Here is a 20562-nt window from a genome sequence, read left to right on the forward strand (position 1 = left end):
CCTGAGAGTTATATCCGCTATTGGCCTCAGTTTCCCGAGGTTATTGCGGTCTGTAGGGTAGTTTGGCCACGTGTTACTGAGCTATATGCTACGAGTCTGAACTCGTGCAACTAGCATGGCTAAATCGGACTCCGATAGCAATGGCCTCCGGCAGGATCAACCGGAATGTATCCCGGCACAATGCCGGGGGGTTAGGCGGGATCACACCCATATAATGGGTGTGGTCGCTATCGAAGGGTGTTCGAGGACACCCGTCGACCGAGTGTCACCGAACTATCAGGGCTAACATCAGATCCCATCTTGACGGCGGACCGCAGGGGTGGAATCCTCATTTCTTCGGACCTGATTGTTGTCTCGAAGCCACCATAAAGGCTTCGAGTTTCGTTGGCGAGTCGATCCCGCCTGGTCCGTGTCGGCAGGGGTTCAACACCCCGACCGAACGTCGTTCGCGTTCATTCCGAGTTCCCTATTACACTTAAGGGCATCGGATGGGACTCGCGTCGAACCGCACGACGCGAGCGACCTTTGCGTTCATTCCGAATGTCCTGTTACACTTAAGGGCGTCGGAACGAGTGCGTTCGTTCGGGGGCGTCGGCCCCTGTCCGCGTTCGCATTTCATTCCGATGGGTGAGCCACACTTAACCCCGTCGAAGGGAGTCGCCTACGGGACAAGATTACACGGGGGAGAGTGTTGCACACGACTGCAGACGGTCAGTACGGCGTGTCGGGAATGGGACGCCGAAACAGACGTCGACTCCGCGCGCGCACGAACAGTTACAGCAGCCGCTACCGGCCGGGCGTTGCACCGAAAATGTCGGGAATGCGACCTAGATCTCGTCTAGGTGTTCGACGCCCTGCTTCGAGACGTTCCCTTTCGTGATGTCGCCGGGCATCCAGTCGGGTTTGTCGTCGGGTGCTTCCTCGACCCATGCCCACGCCTCGTAGATGTGGACTTTGTGGGTTCCTTTCTCCCGTAGTCGTATCTCCTCAGGGTCAGCCTGATCTTCACCGTCGGCCGGCTCGAGTCGACGTGCTGCCTTCAGCGCAGCCTGTCGAGGTGTTCCGCCCGAGAAGACGCTCGATTCGTCACCGTCTTCGCGCAGTGCGAAGTTGCGCTTGTCACTGTCGGGTGCCATGGATTTCACCGCTCCATGCCAATTCAGCACATGGCAGAACATAAATATACCCCCCAATCCGCCCTCCGTCGGGGGGTACCTTTATAAATTGAAGCCATCACGTACCGGTTCAAACCAGCAAACCGGCCAGTTCAAGCCGAATATTCGGGTCGAAATCGTCACGCGCGTCCACAAAACCACCAGCCAGCGGCCGGCGGCACGGTAGACTTAAGTGTATCCTGCGGTGAAGTGCGGAGTAGGATAGCGCGATGGTGCGAAAGAAGAAGCTCAGCCCGAGTGGCGCCAAAGATGAGGACGGCGAGTACCACAACGTACATATCAACATTCACGAAGACGAGCTGGCCGTGGCCGGGATGGAGATCGGCGACGAGGTGTTCGTCCGCGTCCGTGACAACAAGATTATCATCCAGAAGGCCGACCCCGAAGAGGTCGAACACGACTTTTGAGGCACCATCGACGGTGACACAGTGCCACCGGGCGGAGATGCCGGAGCCATCGCCCGATATCAACCGGTCACCACTGTTTTTCGGGCCAACCGGACTACCATCACAATGAGACCCTACGATATCGCGAAACCATTCCTGTTTTCACTGCCAGCCGAAACTGCCAACCGGAGCGTCCACCGACTGCTGGAGGCAGTCGACGGAACGCGGGTCGCCGAGGCGATGGCCGACCGCTACACCGTCGCTGACGACCGACTCGCAGTGGAGGCGTTTGACCAGACCTTCGACAACCCAGTTGGGGTCGCGGCCGGCTTCGACAAGAACGCGACCATCCCCGGAGCGCTGGCGTCGCTCGGCTTCGGTTTCGCCGAGGTCGGCGGCGTCACGGCCGAGCCACAGGCCGGCAACGCCCGCCCGCGGATGTTCCGGCTCAGGGAGGACGAGGCCATCATCAACCGAATGGGCCTGAACAACGACGGGGCCATCGTCATCGGCGAGCGACTGAAGAACGTCGATGCGCCGTTCCCGGTCGGCGTCAACATCGCCAAGACCGAACACGTCGGAACGAGCGAGGCCCCCGACGACTACCGGACCACGTACGAACACGTCGCCGAAGGCGGGGACTTCTTCGTCGTCAACGTCTCCTGTCCAAACTCGGAGGGCTTCGAGGAGCTCCAGAACCGCGACGCGATGGAAGCGATCCTCAGTGAGCTACAGGACGCGGGCGCTGCTCCCCTGCTCGTGAAGCTCTCGCCGGACCTCCCCGAGCCGGCAGTCGAGGACGCGCTTGACCTGGTGACCGAACTCGGCCTCGACGGCGTCGTCGCGACGAACACGACGACTGAACGGCCCGCAAGCCTACGCTCGCCGAACGCGGTCGAGACGGGCGGCCTCTCCGGGAAGCCAATCGAAAATCAGGCGACTGAGATGGTACGGTTCGTCGCCGAGCGTGTCGACGTGCCCGTCGTCGGCGTCGGTGGCGTCTCGACAGCGGAGGGCGCATACCGGAAGATCCGCGCCGGGGCCTCACTCGTCCAGTTGTACACCGGCCTGGTGTACCGCGGCCCGTCCATCGCCCGCGAAATCAACGAGGGGCTGCTCGACCTGCTCGCGGAGGACGGCTTCGACTCGGTCGAGGACGCCGTCGGCGTGGACCTGTAGCCGGCGAATCTTGAAGTACAGTTACGGCGAACCGCCAGCATGGATGACAGTCCCCGCACCCTGCACATCGCCGCCTGGGACGACCGCTTTCTCGCGTGGCTCCTCGACATCCTGCTCGTCGGTGCCGTCCTCTCCGCACTTGGCGAGACCGCTGGCGTGTTCTCTCTCCTGGCCGGCGGCCTCTCGGGTACCACTCCGGTCACCGGCCTGAACGGGCTCGGGCTGTTCGTCTACTGGACAGTGCTCGAAGGCCGGCAAGGGCAGTCGGTCGGGAAAATGGTGATGAACATCGCCGTGACAGACGAACGCGGCGAGGCCATCGATTACGGCACGGCAGCCATCGAGAGCTTCGGGAAGGCGTTCCTGCTCCCCATCGACATCCTCGTCGGCTGGCTTGCCTACGAGGAAGAGGGCCTGCGGCTGTTCAACAAGCTCTCCTCGACCATCGTGGTCGAAACCGACGAAGAGGCCACAGGAAAACCGAGCGACGTAGAGTACGTGTACCCGAGCGACAAGTAGAGCAGCGCGGAGAGAATTGGACGCTCACTCCGCTCGCAGTCGAAGCTATTCCAGCGCGTCTAACCGGAACTCGAATGCTGCGACCGGCAGCTCCAGGTCGTGCTCGACGAGCACTTTCGGATGAATCTCGCCGATGACACCGGCCGATTCACCGTCGAGGACGACCTCGGCGGCGCGGCCGCCGATGAACGACGGATGCGTGGTTGGTGGCGTTTCGAGGTCCTTGTCGAAGGCGTCGGCGAGCGCCTGCAGGCGGGCCTTCGCGTCCTCGTATGAGGCGTCCGTGCGCGCGAGCGCGGCGGCAACAGTGCGGTGTTCGGCGACGCCGGTGTTCTCCGAGTCGTCGAGACCGGCGGCCAGCCCGATTTCGGCGAGGTCCTGCGGGTAGCTCCGGTGGGTGTTGTTCTCCAACACCATCATGATAGAGGGAAGCGCCCACGTCCGGAGGATGGTGTAGTCCTCGCTGTATGGCTCCTGAATGGTGACCGGGTCAACCAGACCGACAGTGTCTGCGTCGTTTCCGTCTTCGGCCTCCGGCGTTGAGAGGTTCATCCGCTCGAAGTTCTCGACCTCGTTTGTCATGTGGAAGTTCAGCAGGTCCTCGAAGCCCAGGCCGACGAGCGCGTCGCGGGCGGCGTCCTCAAGCCGAGACCGTTCATGCCGACCGCCGACCGTCGACACGTCGGGGTAAGTCGGTTCGAGGCTGTTGAATCCGAGCGCCCGGCCGATGTCGTCGATGATGTCCAGCGGGTGGATGACATCGACGCGGTACGGTGGGACCTCAACGTCGTATGCCACACCGTCGTCAGATTCGGTTTCGCTCGCGTCGAGGCCAGCGCGCTCGGCGTAGTCGACGACCTCGCGGCTGTCCAGTGAGACGCCGAGAATGGATTCGATACGGTCGTGCGTGACCGTCTTCGTCCGGACCGAGAAGTCCGGTCGCTCCAGCGTCTTGCCAGCGTACTCACCGGGCGCATCGTCGGCATAGGAGACGTCGACCTTCTCGACCTGGCCGCCACGGGCGGCGAGCGCGTAGCAGACGATGTTGCACATGTGGTCGATGGTCCACTGGTCGGTCCCGGTCATCTCGATGAACAGGTCCCGGGAGTCGGCGCTGACCTCGGTCCGGCGGCCGTTGATGACCGGCGGGAACGAGAACAGGCCGATGGCGTCGTAGATGGCCGGCACGCGGTCGAAGTCGGCGACGAGGTCGCCGTAGGTCTGGCCGGTCTCGTGGGACGCCATGACCTCGCTGGGGGTCATCTCCGCGTCGGCGTCAAGCGGTACGAACGTCGCCTCGTCGGGGTCCGCGCTGGTGTACGTGATGGACTTGCCAGTCTCGTCGGTGACCGAGTCGCCTTTCAACATCGTAAGGTCGTGGACCCCAATCGCACCCTTCGCCCGCTTGCGACCCATCGTCGCGTGGAGTTTCTCCTGCAGTTGGATGAGCGACTCCAGCGCTGCCTCGTCCATGTCCAGCCCGCGGACGATAGCGCCGGTGACGTACGGGCGCTCGTCGGGCTGGTCCTCGACCTCAATTGTCCAGTCAGCGCTGTTCGTGTTGGGAATCTCCACCCCGCGGTCGTCGCCGTAGTGATACCGCAGCGACCGGGCGACCCCCTCGACGGAGAGGCGGTCCAATCGGTCCGGCGCGAACTCCAGTTGGAACTCGTCGTCCTCGGTCCAGCCCTCGAATTCGAGGCCGAGGTCGAACAGGTCCGATTTGAGTTCGTCGTCGTCTTTCTCGCTGTGGCCGGTCAGATACCGCAGTTCGTCGGGGTCGACGTCGACGACCGGCATCAGCGAATCACCTCCGTCTCCCGCAGCAGTTCAAGATCACACAGCGTCCCGTGCACGTCGCGGATGTCCTCGAAGCCGTACATGAGCATGAGTAGTCGTTCGAGCGAGAGGCCCCACGCCATCACGTCGCAGTCGACGCCGAGCGGCGTGAGCACCTCGTCGCGGAAGATACCGGAGTTGCCGACCTCGACGACCTCGCCGGTCTCGGGGTGGGTGCCGAACAGTTCGAAGCTCGGCTCCGTGTAGGGGTTGTAGTGGGGCTTGAACTCCAGGTCGGTGATGCCGAACTGCTCGTAGAACTCCGTGAACGTCCCCATCAGGTCCCGCACGGAGAGGTCCTCGGCCATCACCCAGCCTTCAATCTGGAAGAACTCGAGCAGGTGGGTCGGGTCGAGCGTGTCGTTGCGGTACACCTTCTCGACGCTGAAGTAGCGCTCGGGCGGGTCGAGTTCGCCGACCTGATGGCCCGAGAGATAGCGCATCGACAGCGAGGTGGTGTGGCCCCGTAGGTCCATCCCGCGGGCGATGTCCTCGGTCCACGGCGAGTGGTACCCCTCGCCGTCGGGGCCGACGCCCTCCTTGTGGGCCGAGCGGACCCGTTCGACGAGGTCCGGTGGGAGGTGACCGATCTCCTCGGGCTCCTCTAGGGCGAACTGGTCCCAGTGGGTCCGCGCCGGGTGGTCCTGTGGCATGAACAGGCAGTCGTTGATCCAGAACTGGGCGTCGGCGTGGGGGCCTTCCATCTCGGAAAACCCCATGCCGACGAGCGTGTCCTTCACGCGGTTGGCCGTCTGGCGGAGGATGTGCTCCTTGCCGTGGCTCACGTCCTCGGCGTCGGCCTCGACGTTGTACTCGGTGAACGCCACGTCTTCCCACTCGCCGCTGGTGAGCATCTCGGGGGTGAGCTGGTCGACGGTCTCGGCGGCTTCGACGCCCTCCATCAGCGCGGTGACACCGTCGTCGGTGAGCTGGACCGAGCGGACGGTTTCCTCACGCACGTCGAGGAGCCCACGCCGTTCCAACTGCTCGAGCGCGTCCGCATCGGCGTCCTCGACACGCCCGTCTGCGACGGCCTCCAGTGCCAGCATCTCGGGGTCGGACCCGGGGTCGGCGTCTTGGTTGGCCGTGATTTCGCCGCTGTCGATCTCACCGTAAGCCTTGCGGGCGTAGTTCGAGAGCGCGATGTCGACCGCGCCGCCTTCGAGGCCAGACGCGCCGATGACCTGTCCCATCTGGACCGGACCATCAGCTGCGCCGGCGTCGATAGCTGCCTCGTAAAGGTCCTGTTCGGGCAGACTCTCGCGGACGTACTGGTCGCCTTCCTCGGTGAGTTCGTAGTGTTCCAGCGTCTCCTCGGAGACGGCAAGCAGTCCGTCGGCTTCGAGTTCGAACGCCGCTCTGGTGGCCGCTTCCGGCTTGAGGTCAGCCTCCGCAGCCACGTCGTCGATACGCCTGTCTTCCTGTGCGTCGGCGGCCTGCAGGACGGCCACCTGTGCCTGTGGTCGTTTCATACGGGTGTCTCGGTCTTGTGGGGATAACCGCGGGTCGCTCAGTTAACGGTTCTCACTTCCTGTTCGCGGTTTCGTCTGACCTCGCCTCTCGACGCCGTCAGAGTCCACACACGATCAGGCAGCGAAGAAGAAGCCGAACCCCGGACTGTCGAGTGGCTGACGAGCGACGCCTGGGTGGGATTCGGGTGCCATATCTGAGCGATTGTGATTAGCGCCTAAAAGCGTTGCGCGTGTACTCGTCTCGACACGAGACGGGGTGTCTCGGCTCGGTTCTCAGTCCGCGCTCGTCGGCGCGCGGTCGGAGTCGAGGTCGATATCAAGTTCGTCGAGCTTGTCCTCCCACTCTTCGCGTTTCTCCTGGTGGTCTTCGAGGAACTCGGCCATCAGTTCGGCGGCCTGCTCCTTGCAGCCGCCACAGAGCCGTTCGCCGCCAACACACTCGTCGTAGACCTCTTTGGCGAACTCGTCGTCGGCGCCCGAGAGCAGGTAGGCGTACAGCTCGTACACCGGGCACTCGTCGGCCTTCCCGCCCTTCTCGCGCTGTTCCTCGGCTGTGGAGCGACCACCGGTGGTGGCCGATTTCACTTTGTCGTAGCCGTCCTCCGGGTCATCCAGCAGCGAGATGTGCGAGGCCGGAATCGACGAGGACATCTTGCCGCCGGTGAGGCCGGTCATGAACCGGTGGTAGATGGACGAGGGCGGCTGGAACCCGTAGCCGCCGTTGTCGAGTTCGACCTGGCGAGCCAGCTCCTCAGCCTCGGCGTGGTCCAGGTCGAACGTGTCGATGTGCTCGTCGTACACCCGTTTCTCGCCGTCGATGGCTTCGATGAGGGCCTCGAAGGCCGCCTCGGTGGCGTTGCGGTCGAGGAACCGGATTCGCGGGCGGAGCGGTTCCTTGCCCGCCTCGGCGAGTTTGGCGACGACGGACTCGCGGGCGTCGGCGGGCGCTGGCTGGTGGTCGCGCAGCCAGTCGGCGGCCTCGCCACACCGCGGCCGGTCGACGTCCTCGGCGTACTCCTCCCGAGCATCGTAGGCCTGCCGGAGCAGCGTCCGCTCGACGGCGTCGGCCTCGAAGCTGGCGAAGGCCTCCGTCACGCCGAAGAACCGCATCCGCGCGGCGAGGTCCCGGGCCAGCCGCATGTGCGGGTCCTGGTCCGGGCCGACGGGGATGACCGTCGGCTTCGGCCCGTCCAGTTGCGGGTAGAGGATGTCCGCCATCTGGGTGACGACCGACTGCATGTGGGAGACGTCCGTCTCGCCGTCGAAGTCGTAGATGGCCTGCAGTTCCGAGAAGTTCGCCTCCGCGCCGAGTTCGAACGCGAGGTCCTGCACCTCGCGGTTGTCCGACTGGCGATACAGCGTCCCCTCGTCGGGGTCGAATCCGAGCGCGAGCAGCGAGAGGACGTAGTCCGTCGCGTGCTCGTCGATTTCATCCCACGACAGCCCGCGGGCGCTGTGGGCTTCGAGGTCGGCGATGAGCGCGTGTGCGTCCCCGCCCTGCTGTTGATGCCAGATGATCTCGTCGAAGACCAGCTTGTGGCCGATGTGGGGGTCACCGGTCGGCATGAACCCCGATAGCGCGGCGAAGGGATCGTCGTTGCGCATCGCCTCGGCGACCGGTCGGTAGTCCCGGTGGCCGAAGATGACGCCCCGCCGCATCAGGTAGTGGGGATTGGGAACTTCGGGGAGCACCTCGTCGAACTCCTCGATGCCGAACTGCTCGAACAGTTTGCGGTAGTCGGCGATAGTCGAGGAGCCCCAGGGGTCGAGCGTCGCCTCGTCGGCCCCTTCGGCCTCAGTGCCGCCGTCCGGTAGCACCGACTCGCCGCCGGAGCGGGCGTCGGACTCCCGCCACTCTCCGCCCGACTGGCGGCGGTCCTCGTCGGGCGATGCGTCGTCGTGGTGGGAATCGTCTGTCGTCATGGATGTGCTCGGCTCGCGGTGAGCCACGTTACAGGTGCTTTGGTTCCGGTCGGCGCAAAAAGGGTTCGTTTCGGTGCGCCACACAGAGCGGCGTATCAGGGAACAGATGAATGACCACCGGCCGGTGAAGTGGCGACCAGATCAGGGCGTCAGCCGCTCGACGGCGATCCACTCGAGATCGTTGCCGTTGCCGCTATCGCCACTACCGTCGCCACCGTCCGCCGTGAGAGCGAACACCATCGTCTTCCGGACGCCGTGGGCCAGGCGAACGTCCAGCGCGAGGTCCCGCGGCTCGAAGCGGTGGTCGGCCGGCAGCACCCGCACCAGTAGCTCTGAGTGCCCAAGGTTCTCGGCACTTTCGACGTCGGCGTAGGTCCGGAAGTCCGCGCCGAATTTGAAGCCGGTCTTTGGCGCAACGCCGCTCGCTCGCAGCGCCGTATAGACGGCCAGCCGGCGGTCGAAGCGGTCGCCCTCGACCTCGCGACCCCGCCCGACGACAGCGTCGGCCCCGCCATCGACCGTGAGCAGCCCCTCCTGTGCGAGATACGCGGCCTCCACGAGCGAGAGCTGGACCGCGCCGTCGTCGCCAAGTTGCTGCCCGTAGAATGCCTGATCGTACAGCTCCGCCGGCGGTTCCCAGCACACCACCCGCTCTCCGAGCAGTTCACCCGCCGTCGCTGGGACGGCGGCGTCGCTGGTCCCGGAGACCTCGCGTCGGTCGGTATCGAGGTACGTCACTTCGCTCTCCTCGTCGACGACCGCCAGCACGCAGCCGCCCAGGGCCGTCGCGTCGACGGTATCACGCTCGCCGATAACCCGGACGCGGTAGGCCACTTCGTTGTCCCACGGCCCCTTTCCCCGCGGGTAGACCACGAAGTCCGCGCCCGCGGCGTCGTCGACCCATCCTTCGCGGGCGGGCGTGAGGTAAAAACCGCGGTCCCGCAGGTCTTTGTAGACGGCGAAATCGACCTCGGAGACGGCCGCCGACCCGAGGAACGCGCGGAAGTCCATCCCGTCGATGCTCTCGATATCTCCGCGGTAGAGGAGGTGTGCGGCCTCCACCGGGGACAGGTCGATGTCGCCGTTGCGGACCTTCCCGTAGCCGCGCGAGTCGTAGAACCGCTCGCGCGCCTCGTAGCCGGCCCGCACGACATCACCGTCGAGCGTCAGTTCCATGCTCTGACGTGGCTCCCGCGGCGACAAAGCCCCTGCGGGTCAGGTCTGTTTTCACAGTCGCGGACACAAAGGGCCAGAAAGCCCCGAGACGCTGGAGTCGGGGGCAGGTCTGCGCGCCTCGCTTCGCTGCGGTGCTTGAACCAGCCGCCTTCCGCCAGCGTCTCGCCCCTTTCATTCCCACCCAGTGTCGGTTGGGCAACACTGGCTAAGTAGACTCTCAGGAGGTTCAGAACTGTACCCCCAGCAAACACAGTCTTGAAACCTCACCCCAATTCCGAACAGGAGCTGTCCAGACACCGCGTTCCCCCGGCAGTTTCGAACAGCGGCAAGCCACAGTCACAGTCGCCGACGACGACGCCTGACGGGATCGAGAAGCCGGTGTCGCAGTCGGGGTAGTGCTCACAGCCGGCGAGCAGGCCGCCGCGGCGGAGCATCAACAGGTCACCGTCGCAGTTGGGACAGTCCCACTCGCGGTCGAAGGCCGCGGTGACAGCGTCGTCCAGCGAGTCACAATCCCGGTCAAGGCACAGTTCGAACGCCCGCCCGCGTTCCACCCGAAGCGTGGGGAGTCCGCAGTCGTCACAGCGGCCGCCGGTGACCGCGGCATCGCTCGGAATTCCGTAGGCGGCGTCACAGCCAGTACAGGTGACATCGCTTCGGGTGCGGACCAGCGTTCCGGCGCAGTCGGGGCAGTCACGCACCGGGACACCAGCGTTCGAGGCCGGATAGCGGGCACTGCCGTGTTCCTCGTGAGGGACCACCTGGAGGAGTTCGTCGCCGTCGCGGGCGGTCACCGCCCCGTCGTCGATGGTGACGCTTTCGGCGCGCGTGAGCCACGCGACCGGCTGATACCCTTCAGCATCATGAACGAGGACGGTATTGTCCGGCTTGACGACGACGAGCACGTCGCCGCGCTGCTCCCGCTCGCGCGTTCCCTCGAAAACGGTCGTACATTCGCCAGCTATCACACGGGTTCCGTCGTGCATGGGCCAACCTGGCCGGGTTCCGGTACTTAAACCCTCAGTCGGCGACAGGGCCCCGTCGAACGGTCACCGCTGCCGGAGTCGGAACAGCCAAAGCCGTCGCCGAGCGACAGGGAGGCAATGAGCGAACCACCGGCTGCAGTCTGTTTCGATATGGACGGCGTGCTCGTCCAATCCGAAGAGCACTGGGTCCGTGCCCAGCGCGAGGACATTCTTCCGACGGCCGCACCGAACGACGACATCCCTGTCGCCGCCATTACCGGTCGGAACTACCGGGAAGTGTATCCGGACCTCGATGCCGAGTACGACCTCGAAATCAGCCGTGAGGTATTCGAGAGTCTGTTCGAGAAACACGGCGAGCGGATTTACGGCGAAGAGGCGACCGTCCTCGACGGGGCACACGAGCTACTGGACGACCTGCGGGACGCTGGCGTGGCGCTGGCGCTGACGACCTCCGCGCCGTGGGCCTGGATCGACGTGGCCGACGAGCGCTTCGACCTCCTCTCGAAGTTCGACGTCGCCATCAGTGCCGGCGACATCGACGGCCCCGGCAAACCGGAACCGGACATCTACGAGCGAGGCGCGGCAGAACTCGGCGTCGCGCCCGAGGACTGCTGGGCCGTCGAAGACTCCACCGCGGGTGCACGCGCCGCCGTCGCCGCCGGGATGACGACCGTCGGATTCCGGGGCGACGGCGATGAGACGGACCTGTCGATGGTCCACGAGATCGCGGACGACGCCGCGACACTGCACGAGGTGCTGTTAGGCGGTGTATAACAGCCGAGTATAGTCTGTTTGCAGGGGCGGAGAGAGGGCAGACTCATACTCCGGCTGTAACTATTTCAAGAGATTCGCCACCCCGAAGTGGCGATATTCGTCACAGACGTACAGCCGGCAGTATCAGGAGCGGTGGGTAATAGCGATCCGATACAGAACTGGGCCGGAGACCGGGAAGCGATACTGTTCGGGTATTAGTACGGTGTACAGAGATTCGAGCGTCACGAAACAGCGTGAAATGCCGGCGTGGAGGGGAAAGACCCGGCCAGGTCAGGCGGGGTCACCGTATCCTCGGCCTGCCAGCAGGCCGAAGACGTTGAGGGCAACGACACCCACGAAGATGAGGAAGCTCTGACTGTCCAGCCCGCCCAGCAGCAGCGGCGGATATGCCAGCGGCGTGACGATAGCCAACCAGAACGCGATGAATTGCAAGGGACGAGTGAGTGACCGGAGGATGAGGCTACTGGGGGCGGCTTCCATCGGGGAACGGAAGGGCGATGCACTGGACATTGTGGGCTTCCTCACTTCTTCGTAAGAACCCATACCCCCATATAAACGCCAGACCCTTGGGGATAATTCGTGCTCTTTTCGGAATGTTAACCGGATTTCAGCACCTTTCAACGATATTTCACGGAGTGCTGTAACGCTTTTAGATAGCTTTGTAAATTTTACCGAGCCATCTGAGCGCGTTTCAGAGAGACAGTCGAAACGTCGATTACCGGACCAGCACGGATCGGGTTTCGGTAATCGTCGGGAGCGGCAGCGCGGGGAACGCGACCTCGACGGTGAACGTGAGTTCGTCCGCGTCCGCGCCGAAGACGGCCACCGGAAGCGTGGCCTCGCCGAGATACGACGGCTTGGCGGTCATCTCGCGCCCGTTAACCGTCACTCGCAGGCCCGCGCGGGCGCTGCCGCCGGTGTTCCTGACCGTCACCTCCCGCATGTCGTTGTCGCCGGGCGCGATTGTCCCGGGGAAATCGCCCCAGTCGATACTGATGACGGGGAGTTCCCGCGCGTTCGCGAGCACCTGTTCGGCGACGCCGTCCGAGAGTCCGGCACGGACGAGGCCGTCCTCGCCGGCTTCGACCACGTCGGCGGGTGATGTGAGCCCCGCAGCGGCGAGTTTACCAGCACGGCCGCTGCCGACGCCGTCGATAGCGGTCAATCCTACCGCATCAGCGCTGATACCGTGTTCGACTCTGGCTTCGACCCGGCAGGCCAGGTTCGCGTAGCGGGCCGGCCCCAGCGTGTCGACGAACTCCCGCATCGCCGCGAGCAGGCGAAGGGCGTTCTGGCGGATGACCCACGCGTCGCTTTTGAGTTCCGTCGGCGTCGTCCCGGTCATGCCCGAGCGGAGGATGGCCAGCACCTTCCGCTGACCGGCGTCGAGGCTGTCGTCGACGCTGTCTCCCAGCACTGCGTGGACAGCGTCCTCCTCGTCGGAGCGGGCGCTGACGCTGTCGAACTCCGTCGCGCCGGCCACCGCGGTCAGCAGGTCGTCCGCGTCAACGGAGACAGCGGAGTCCGGGTCGGCGGCGTCCTGACACCGTTCGGCGACGTCCGCGAACCGGCGCGCGGTCGAGAGCCGGAGGTAGAACTTCGAGGCTAGCTGCCCGAGCCGCGTCGGTTCGACGTTGAGACCGTCCTGTTCGACGAAACCCTCGTCGACGAGTGCGGAAAGCGTGTCACTGACCCGGTTTCGGAGATCGCTGCCGGCGTCATACTCGTTGGGGGCCGACTGCGAGCGAGCATAGTAAAAAGTCGTGGAGAGCCAGTCCATCACGTCGTCCACGTCGTCGATGGTTCCGAGCGCGATTTCGGCGTTCAGGTGGGCGTCGAGTTCCGCCGCGAGCCGTGACTCGATCTCCTTGCCGTCCCGGAGCAGGCGGCGGTACTTGTCGGCGTCCGAGCGGTCACAGACGACCCAGGCGTAGCCCATGTCGTCGTAGCCGGGCCGACCCGCGCGGCCGAGCATCTGGAGCACGTCGAGCGGGCTCATGTCGACCTCGCCTTCAAGCGGGTCGTGGAGCTTCGTGTCCCGGATGACGACACAGCGGGCGGGGAGGTTCACGCCCCACGCGAGCGTCGAGGTCGAGAAGAGGAGCTGAATCTTCCCTTGCTTAAACCACTGCTCGACTTTGTTCTTGTCCTCGCGCGCGAGGCCGGCGTGGTGAAAGCCCACGCCGTCCAGCACGGACTGGCGGAGCGTGTCGTTCGAGAGGTCGGCGGCGTCGTTGTGGAAATCGTAGTCCCCGCGTGCACCCATCGGGATATCTCGCTCGACAATTTCGTCGCGGGCCTTCTTCGCGGCCTGGACCGTGTCCTGACGGGAGGAGACGAACACGAGCGCCTGACCCTCCTCCCGGATGTGTGGCTCGGCGAGGTCCAGCGCCCGGTAGAGCCGCCGGTACTTGTCGGCAAAGGCGTTCTCGCCGTGGGAGTAGGTCTTCACGTCAGCGTTCAGCGGCACGGGTCGGTACTTCTCGCCGAAAGCAAAGGTCGTCTCGTCGGGGGCATCAAGCCAGTCGGCCACGTCGTCGATGTTCGGCATCGTCGCCGACAGCGCCACGACCCGCGGGTCACAGAGCCGGCGGAGCCGCGAGACGGTGACTTCGAGCACCGCCCCCCGCCGGTCCGAATCGAGCAGATGGACCTCGTCGATGACACAGCAGTCCACGTCAGTGATGAAAGAGTAGCGGCTGGTCTCGTGTTTCCGGGTGGCCGAGTCGGCCTTCTCCGGTGTCATCACGAGGATGTCGGCCCGCTCGGCGCGGCGGGGGTTCAGGTCCCGCTCGCCAGTGACGACGTAGACGGAGTAGCCCAGGTCCTCGAAGCGCTCCCATTCGCTCTCCTTCTCGTTGGTGAGCGCGCGTAGCGGCGCGAGAAACAGCGCGGTCCCGTCCTCGGCGAGCGTCTTGCAGATGGCCAGTTCCGCCAGCGCGGTCTTCCCGCTGGCCGTCGGCGCGCTGACGACGACGTTGTCGTCGCGGTTCAGCAGGGCCGGCAGGGCCGCCGACTGCATCCGGTTGAACTCCTCGAACGGGAAGGCGTCGACAAACTCGGGGAGCACCTCCGCGACCGCCACAGTCGGCTCGCTGTCGCTTCTGGATGACACGTCACAGTCGCAGTTCCGCGACGGCAAAGGCGTTTCTATGGGGGAGCGAACGTGTGTGAAAAGCGGATGCATTCTCTGGCTTCGCTGTGCAGTTCATCGGTGTGAGTGTCCAGCACACCTGGCAAAAAATTAACTCAGCTGGCTGATAGTGCGCAGGTGTGCCTCTCAGTGACCCCGAGGACTATTACGACGAGAACGACGAGAGCGAGTGGGACCGCCTGACAGCCACGCTACACGGGCAGTTGGAGTGGTCGGGGACCGTTGCACAGCTCGAAGCGAACCTCCCCGACACGGGACACGTTCTCGACGTGGGCGGCGGTGCTGGCCGGTACGCCGTCTGGCTGGCCGAACAGGGATACGATGTCACGCTTGTCGACCCCAGCAAGGGCCAGCGAGCTATCGCACAGGAGAAAATCGCCGAGCACGGGTACGAAGAGCGGGTGGCCGTCGAGGCGGGCGACGTGCGCGACCTCGGGTTTGACCGGGACGTATTCGACGCGACGCTGTGTCTGGGTGGGCCGCTTTCGCATATACTCGACGCTGACGAACGGGCAGCCGCCGTGCGGGAGCTGCACCGGGTGACGAAAGCCGGGAGTCCGGTGTTCGCCTCCGTCATGGGGCGGCTCAACTGGCTGGTGCTCTCGCTGGTCGGCGAGCCGGAACACCTCGTCAATGCGGCCGAACTCGCTGAGACGGGCGATTACGACCGCCCGTTCGTGGCGCAACTCGGGCACGACGCGGCGTTCACCGAGACCCATTTCTTCCGCGCCGATGAGTTCGAGGCGCTGTTAGAGGCGGGCGGAGTAACCGTCGAGACGCTGGTCGGGCTGGAAGGGCTGGCGTCAGTACTCGCCGCTCCATGGCTCCGAGAGACCGCTGCCGACCTGTCGGCACACGAGCGGGCCGGTGTTCAGGCGCTCGTAGACGAACTCCGGACGGACCGAACTGTCGTGGATATGTCCGCACATATGCTTGCGGTCTGCCGTGCCTGAGGTGGGCACGCGGGCAGTAGCGTTGATGTCCCTGAGTGCGCAGGTGGCGGTCGGTTCGGCTGAGCCGCCTGACCGCCCGACTGGCCTTCAACAAGGGATGTGACAGAGGACATGACCCCCGCACGTTTTTGACCGACCCAACCTAACTGCCGGTAATGAGTCGTTCGCGCAAGCCTGACTGGCTGAAGATGCGGCCACCGTCGGGCGAGCGGTTCACCGATATCAAGCAGACGCTCCGGGACCGAAACCTCAATACGGTCTGTGAGGAAGCCAACTGCCCCAACCTCGGAGAGTGCTGGAGCGGGCGCGATGGACCGGGGACGGCGACGTTCATGCTGATGGGCGACCGCTGTTCGCGGGGCTGTAACTTCTGTGATGTCGAAACCGGTGGGATGGACCCGTTAGACCCCGACGAGCCACAACAGGTGGCCGACGCCGTCGCGGAGATCGGGCTGGACTACGTGGTGCTGACCAGCGTCGACCGCGACGACCTCCCCGACCAGGGCGCGGGCCACTTCGCCGAGACGATCCGGGCCATCAAAGAGCGTGACCCGTCAATCCTCGTCGAGTGTCTCATCCCCGATTTCCAGGGCGAGCCGGAGCTCGTACGAAAGATCATCGACGCCGATCCGGACGTCATCGCGCACAACATCGAGACGGTCGACCGGCTCCAGTGGCCGGTCCGGGACCGCCGGGCGGGCTACGAGCAGTCCCTCTCGGTGCTTCGGCAGGTCGACCGCGAGAGCGATTGCTACAGCAAGACCAGCCTGATGCTGGGCGTCGGCGAGTACGCCCACGAGGTGTACCAGACGCTGTCGGACCTCCGGCAGGCCGGCGTCGACGTGGTCACCTTCGGCCAGTACCTCCAGCCTTCCCGCTCGCATCTGGAGGTCTCGGAGTACGTCCATCCGGACGCCTTCGACACCTGGCAGCGGGTCGCCGAGGAGGAATTCGACTTCCTGTACTGCGCCTCGGGACCGATGGTTCGGTCGTCATACCGGGCCGGCGAACTGTTCGTCGAGAGCGTCCTGCGTGAGGGCCAGAGTGCAGACGAGGCGCGGGCGAAAGTGCGCGCTGACAACTGATACATCGGAGTTATCACTAATAAATTGGGCAGAATTTAAACCGGCTCAGAATGTCTTAGGCACCCATATTCCCAGTAATACCTACGTCGGAGGTGTTTTTCAGCCCCGCGAAAGCTCTAAAGGTAGTGCGAGTGAACAGTCGTCGTATGCCACTTCGACGGAGGCGGTTTCTATGAGTGTCCTCCAGCGCGACCCAGCGGACAGGGTACAGATTCTCGATGAAGACGGGACAGTGGTCGACGGCGCAACGGTGCCGGACCTCTCGGACGACGAACTGGTGGAGATGTACCGGTATCTCAAACTTGGCCGGCACTTCGACCAGCGGGCAGTGAGTTTGCAACGGCAGGGCCGGATGGGGACTTACCCCCCAATGTCGGGACAGGAGGCCTCGCAGGTCGGCAGCGCCTTCGCGCTGCGAGACGGCGACTGGGCCTTCCCGAGCTACCGAGAACATCTCGCGATGTACGTCAAGGGATGGCCACTGTCGGACGACCTGTTGTACTGGATGGGGTCGGAGTCGGGTAATTCGCCGCCGGAAGACGTCCAGGCGTTCTCGTTTGCGGTCCCAATCGCGACGCAGATCCCGCACGCGACCGGGGCCGCGTGGGCATCGAAACTCAAGGGCGATGACACCGCTGCCCTCGTGTACTTCGGTGACGGTGCGACCTCCGAGGGCGACTTTCACGAAGGCCTGAACTTCGCTGGCGTGTTCGATGTGCCAGCGGTGTTTTTCTGTAACAACAACCAGTGGGCGATTTCGGTGCCACGGGAGCGCCAGTCGGCCAGCGAGACGCTCGCCCAGAAGGCCAACGCCTACGGCTTCGACGGCGTCCAGGTCGACGGGATGGACCCGCTGGCGGTGTATCAGGTGACCCGCGAGGCCGTCGACAAGGCGCACGACCCACCAGAGGGTGAACTCCGCCCGACGATGATCGAGGCAGTGCAGTACCGCTTCGGCGCGCACACGACCGCCGACGACCCGTCGGTGTACCGCGACGACAGCGAGGTCGAGCACTGGAAGCAGAAAGACCCGATTCCGCGGATGGAGGCGTTCCTCAGAGACCAGGGCCTGCTCGACGACGAGCGGGTCGACGCCATCGACGAATCGATTCAGGAGGAGGTGGCCACAGCTATCGACGAGGCAGAGGCGACCGAGCGACCGGAACCGGAGGAGATGTTCGCGGACGTGTACGCGGAGATGCCACAGCGACTCGAACAGCAACTGGACTACCTCGAAGACCTGCGCGAGCGACACGGTGACGAGGTGCTACTGGAATGAGTACACAGAACGCAGACACACAGAGTTTGACGCTCGTACAGGCCGTCCGTGACGGCCTCTACGGCGAGATGGAACGGAACGAAGACGTGGTCGTGATGGGGGAAGACGTCGGGAAGAACGGCGGCGTCTTCCGAGCGACGCAGGGGCTCCACGAGGAGTTCGGTGACGAGCGGGTCATCGACACGCCGCTCGCGGAGGCCGGCATCGTCGGGACGGCTATCGGCATGGCCGCCTACGGGCTCCGGCCGGTGCCGGAGATGCAGTTTTCCGGGTTCATGTACCCCGCGTTCGACCAGATTGTCAGTCACGCCGCCCGACTTCGGAACAGGAGCCGCGGCCGATACAATTGCCCGCTCACCGTTCGCGCGCCCTACGGCGGCGGCATCCGCGCGCCGGAACACCACTCCGAATCCAAGGAGGCGTTCTACGTCCACGAGGCGGGGCTGAAAGTCGTCGTCCCGTCGACGCCGAAGGAGACAAAGGGGCTACTGACGGCGGCCATCCGGGACCCGGATCCCGTCATCTTCCTCGAACCGAAGCTCATCTACCGGTCGTTCCGCGAGGAGGTTCCCGACGACCCCTACACGGTTGAACTGGGCGAGGCGAAGGTCCGTCGTGAGGGGAGCGACGTGTCCGTGTTCACATGGGGTGCGATGACCCGGCCGACGGTCGAAGCCGCCGAGGAACTGGCCGAGGAGGGCATCGACGCAGAGGTGATCGACCTGCGAACGCTGTCGCCGATGGACACTGACGCCATCGTCGAGTCGTTCAAGAAGACCGGGCGAGCGACTGTCGTCCACGAAGCGCCCAAAACCGGCGGGCTGGCCGGCGAAATCATCGCCACCATTCAGGAGGAGGTCCTGTTGTATCAGGAGGCCCCCGTTACGCGGGTGACCGGCTTCGACGTGCCCTACCCGCTGTACGCCTTAGAGGACTACTACCTCCCCGAACCCGCCCGCATCAAAGACGGTATCAGAGAGGCAGTGGAGTTCTGACGCATGTTCGAGTTCAATCTCCCGGACCTCGGTGAAGGGGTCGCAGAGGGTGAGGTGCTGACCTGGCACGTCTCGCCGGGCGACGCCGTCACCGAGGATCAGGTCCTCGCGGAGGTAGAAACCGACAAGGCCGCCGTCGACGTGCCGTCGCCGGTCGACGGCGTCGTGCAGGAACTGCACGCCGAAGTCGGCGAGATGGTACAGACCGGCGAGGTGCTCATCACTATCGACGAGGCGGGCGATGCCGAAGCGGCCGACGCGGCGGCTGGCAGTGCGGCCGACGCCGAATCGGCAGAAGCTACCACAGAGGCAGTAGCCGACGACACTGCGAGCGAAGCCACAGCGGCCGATGCGTCGGACCAGTCGGACGCAAGCACGGCCGACGGCCGCGTGTTCGCCTCGCCGAGCGTTCGCCGACTCGCCCGTGAGAAGGGGGTCGACATCGCGGCCGTCGACGGGAGCGGGCCGGGCGGTCGCGTCACCGAGGGGGACGTCGAGGCGGCCACGGCGTCAGCCGATGAGACGGCTGACAGTGACGACGGCCCCACGTCGGTCGTTTCGGAGGCGTCCGACGACGGGGACGGCCCGACCACAGCAGTTTCGCAGGTCGACGATGCGGACACAGACGACGGGAATGCTGTCAAGTCAGCCGTCAGAAGTGTCTCCGGTGACGGACAGGCGGCCGCCAATCGCGACCAGACGCTGGCGACGCCGGCAACCAGAAAGGCCGCCCGCGAACTCGACGTGAACATCGACGCCGTCCCGACCGACCAGACCCGGGACGGCCAGCCCTACGTCGACGAGTCGGCCGTTCGGACGTACGCGGAGGCACAACAGGCCGCGCAGGCGGCTGATGCCGAAGCTGTCAGCGCCGAAGGTGGTGCGGCGGGAACGGCAGCCGAGGCGGGCGGCGCTGGGGCCGAAACGACAGCCGTCGAGACAGGCGACGGCGAGCGCCGCGAACCGTACCGTGGCGTCCGTCGGTCCATCGGCGAACAGATGGCTCGATCCCGGCGAGAGGTGCCCCACGCGACCCACCACGACCAGGTCGACGTGTCCGGCCTCGTCGAGGCACACGAGCGACTACAACCGCTCGCCGAGGAGCGCGACGTCACGCTGACGTACACGCCCTTCGTGGTGAAATGCGTCGCCGCGGCGCTGGACCAGCACCCGGTGCTCAACACGGCCCTGGACACCGAAAACGAGGAAATCGTCTACAGAGACGTCCACAACATCGGCGTGGCGGCAGCGACCGACCACGGGCTCGTCGTGCCGGTCGTCGACGACGTGGACGGGAAGGGCCTGGTCGAACTCGCAGACGAGATCAACGACCTCGTCGGGCGGGCCCGAGAGCGTGACATCGAGCGGTCGGAGATGCAGGGCGGGACGTTCACCGTCACGAACTTCGGGGCCATCGGCGGCGAGTACGCCAGCCCGATAATCAACGTCCCAGAGACGGCGATTCTCGGGATCGGGGCGCTGAAGGAGCGGCCGGTGGCCGAAGACGGCGAGGTCGTCGCAAAACCCACGCTCCCGCTCTCGCTAGCAATCGACCACCGCGTCATCGACGGGGCAGACGCCGCACGCTTCGTCAACACGCTCAAGGAGTACCTGGCGGACCCGACGCGACTCCTGTTAGAGTAGCCGCTCGGGTTCGCAATCGAAAC

General features: G+C 64.9%; 17 protein-coding genes and 1 rRNA gene. 9 read left to right on the forward strand and 9 right to left on the reverse strand.

What is annotated here, in order from left to right; genetic code table 11:
- Both AV929_RS00005 and AV929_RS00010 read right to left on the reverse strand, forming a co-directional pair.
- A 16S ribosomal RNA gene (locus AV929_RS00005) occupies positions 1 to 167 on the reverse strand; the annotation flags it as partial.
- 660 nt (positions 168 to 827) lie between these two features.
- Positions 828 to 1136, reverse strand: coding sequence for a non-histone chromosomal MC1 family protein (locus tag AV929_RS00010; RefSeq protein WP_004516406.1), 309 nt, complete (start codon positions 1134 to 1136; stop codon positions 828 to 830).
- A 248-nt stretch (positions 1137 to 1384) separates the two neighbouring features.
- Here AV929_RS00010 and AV929_RS00015 point away from each other — a divergent pair, with 248 nt between their 5' ends.
- The 3 genes from AV929_RS00015 (at position 1385) to AV929_RS00025 (ending at position 3259) form a co-directional block, all read left to right on the forward strand.
- Positions 1385 to 1582 carry a hypothetical protein gene (locus AV929_RS00015; RefSeq protein WP_004516407.1) on the forward strand — a complete coding sequence of 66 codons (198 nt, stop codon included), beginning with the start codon at positions 1385 to 1387 and terminating at the stop codon, positions 1580 to 1582.
- A gap of 105 nt (positions 1583 to 1687) precedes the next feature.
- A complete protein-coding gene (locus AV929_RS00020; protein ID WP_064287041.1) occupies positions 1688 to 2740 on the forward strand; it encodes a quinone-dependent dihydroorotate dehydrogenase in 1053 nt (350 codons plus the stop codon).
- 39 nt (positions 2741 to 2779) lie between these two features.
- Positions 2780 to 3259, forward strand: coding sequence for an RDD family protein (locus tag AV929_RS00025; RefSeq protein ID WP_064287042.1), 480 nt, complete (start codon positions 2780 to 2782; stop codon positions 3257 to 3259).
- Between the two features lie 45 nt (positions 3260 to 3304).
- On the opposite strand, the gene pheT is transcribed toward AV929_RS00025, so the two are convergent.
- From pheT to AV929_RS00050, 5 genes are all read right to left on the reverse strand, one after another.
- Positions 3305 to 5059 carry a phenylalanine--tRNA ligase subunit beta gene (gene pheT, locus AV929_RS00030; protein WP_064287043.1) on the reverse strand — a complete coding sequence of 585 codons (1755 nt, stop codon included), beginning with the start codon at positions 5057 to 5059 and terminating at the stop codon, positions 3305 to 3307.
- Positions 5059 to 6570 carry a phenylalanine--tRNA ligase subunit alpha gene (locus AV929_RS00035; RefSeq protein WP_011224539.1) on the reverse strand — a complete coding sequence of 504 codons (1512 nt, stop codon included), beginning with the start codon at positions 6568 to 6570 and terminating at the stop codon, positions 5059 to 5061. The genes pheT and AV929_RS00035 overlap by 1 nt, the downstream gene beginning before the upstream one ends.
- 273 nt (positions 6571 to 6843) lie before the next feature.
- Positions 6844 to 8493 (reverse strand): tryptophan--tRNA ligase, encoded by a 1650-nt coding sequence (locus AV929_RS00040; RefSeq protein WP_064287044.1) that lies wholly within the window; start codon positions 8491 to 8493, stop codon positions 6844 to 6846.
- Between the two features lie 141 nt (positions 8494 to 8634).
- On the reverse strand, positions 8635 to 9669 hold the full coding sequence (gene endA, locus AV929_RS00045) for a tRNA-intron lyase (protein WP_014039236.1): 1035 nt from the start codon (positions 9667 to 9669) through the stop codon (positions 8635 to 8637).
- Between the two features lie 263 nt (positions 9670 to 9932).
- Positions 9933 to 10655 carry a topoisomerase DNA-binding C4 zinc finger domain-containing protein gene (locus AV929_RS00050; protein ID WP_064287045.1) on the reverse strand — a complete coding sequence of 241 codons (723 nt, stop codon included), beginning with the start codon at positions 10653 to 10655 and terminating at the stop codon, positions 9933 to 9935.
- A gap of 117 nt (positions 10656 to 10772) precedes the next feature.
- Between AV929_RS00050 and AV929_RS00055 the strand changes: the two genes are divergently transcribed.
- Positions 10773 to 11429, forward strand: coding sequence for an HAD family phosphatase (locus tag AV929_RS00055; protein WP_014039234.1), 657 nt, complete (start codon positions 10773 to 10775; stop codon positions 11427 to 11429).
- A 270-nt stretch (positions 11430 to 11699) separates the two neighbouring features.
- On the opposite strand, the gene AV929_RS00060 is transcribed toward AV929_RS00055, so the two are convergent.
- Together AV929_RS00060 and AV929_RS00065 are read right to left on the reverse strand one after the other, a co-directional pair.
- The gene (locus AV929_RS00060; protein ID WP_225306736.1) at positions 11700 to 11939 is read right to left on the reverse strand and encodes a hypothetical protein; all 240 of its coding nucleotides are present in this window, start codon (positions 11937 to 11939) and stop codon (positions 11700 to 11702) included.
- 205 nt (positions 11940 to 12144) lie between these two features.
- Positions 12145 to 14514 carry a DEAD/DEAH box helicase gene (locus AV929_RS00065; RefSeq protein WP_064287107.1) on the reverse strand — a complete coding sequence of 790 codons (2370 nt, stop codon included), beginning with the start codon at positions 14512 to 14514 and terminating at the stop codon, positions 12145 to 12147.
- A gap of 188 nt (positions 14515 to 14702) precedes the next feature.
- Between AV929_RS00065 and AV929_RS00070 the strand changes: the two genes are divergently transcribed.
- From AV929_RS00070 to AV929_RS00090, 5 genes are all read left to right on the forward strand, one after another.
- Positions 14703 to 15536: a bifunctional 2-polyprenyl-6-hydroxyphenol methylase/3-demethylubiquinol 3-O-methyltransferase UbiG gene (locus AV929_RS00070; protein WP_064287046.1), complete on the forward strand. Its 834-nt coding sequence runs from the start codon at positions 14703 to 14705 to the stop codon at positions 15534 to 15536.
- Between the two features lie 155 nt (positions 15537 to 15691).
- On the forward strand, positions 15692 to 16621 hold the full coding sequence (gene lipA, locus AV929_RS00075; RefSeq protein ID WP_023843075.1) for a lipoyl synthase: 930 nt from the start codon (positions 15692 to 15694) through the stop codon (positions 16619 to 16621).
- A gap of 172 nt (positions 16622 to 16793) precedes the next feature.
- Entirely contained in the window at positions 16794 to 17900 is a 1107-nt protein-coding gene (pdhA, locus tag AV929_RS00080) for a pyruvate dehydrogenase (acetyl-transferring) E1 component subunit alpha (protein WP_064287047.1), read from the forward strand.
- Positions 17897 to 18895 carry an alpha-ketoacid dehydrogenase subunit beta gene (locus tag AV929_RS00085; RefSeq protein WP_064287048.1) on the forward strand — a complete coding sequence of 333 codons (999 nt, stop codon included), beginning with the start codon at positions 17897 to 17899 and terminating at the stop codon, positions 18893 to 18895. The genes pdhA and AV929_RS00085 overlap by 4 nt, the downstream gene beginning before the upstream one ends.
- Positions 18896 to 18898: 3 nt before the next feature.
- On the forward strand, positions 18899 to 20539 hold the full coding sequence (locus AV929_RS00090; RefSeq protein WP_050037403.1) for a dihydrolipoamide acetyltransferase family protein: 1641 nt from the start codon (positions 18899 to 18901) through the stop codon (positions 20537 to 20539).
- The last annotated feature ends 23 nt before the right edge of the window (positions 20540 to 20562 follow it).

It is taken from the genome of Haloarcula sp. K1 (assembly GCF_001647155.1).
Taxonomy (GTDB): Archaea; Halobacteriota; Halobacteria; order Halobacteriales; family Haloarculaceae; genus Haloarcula; species Haloarcula hispanica.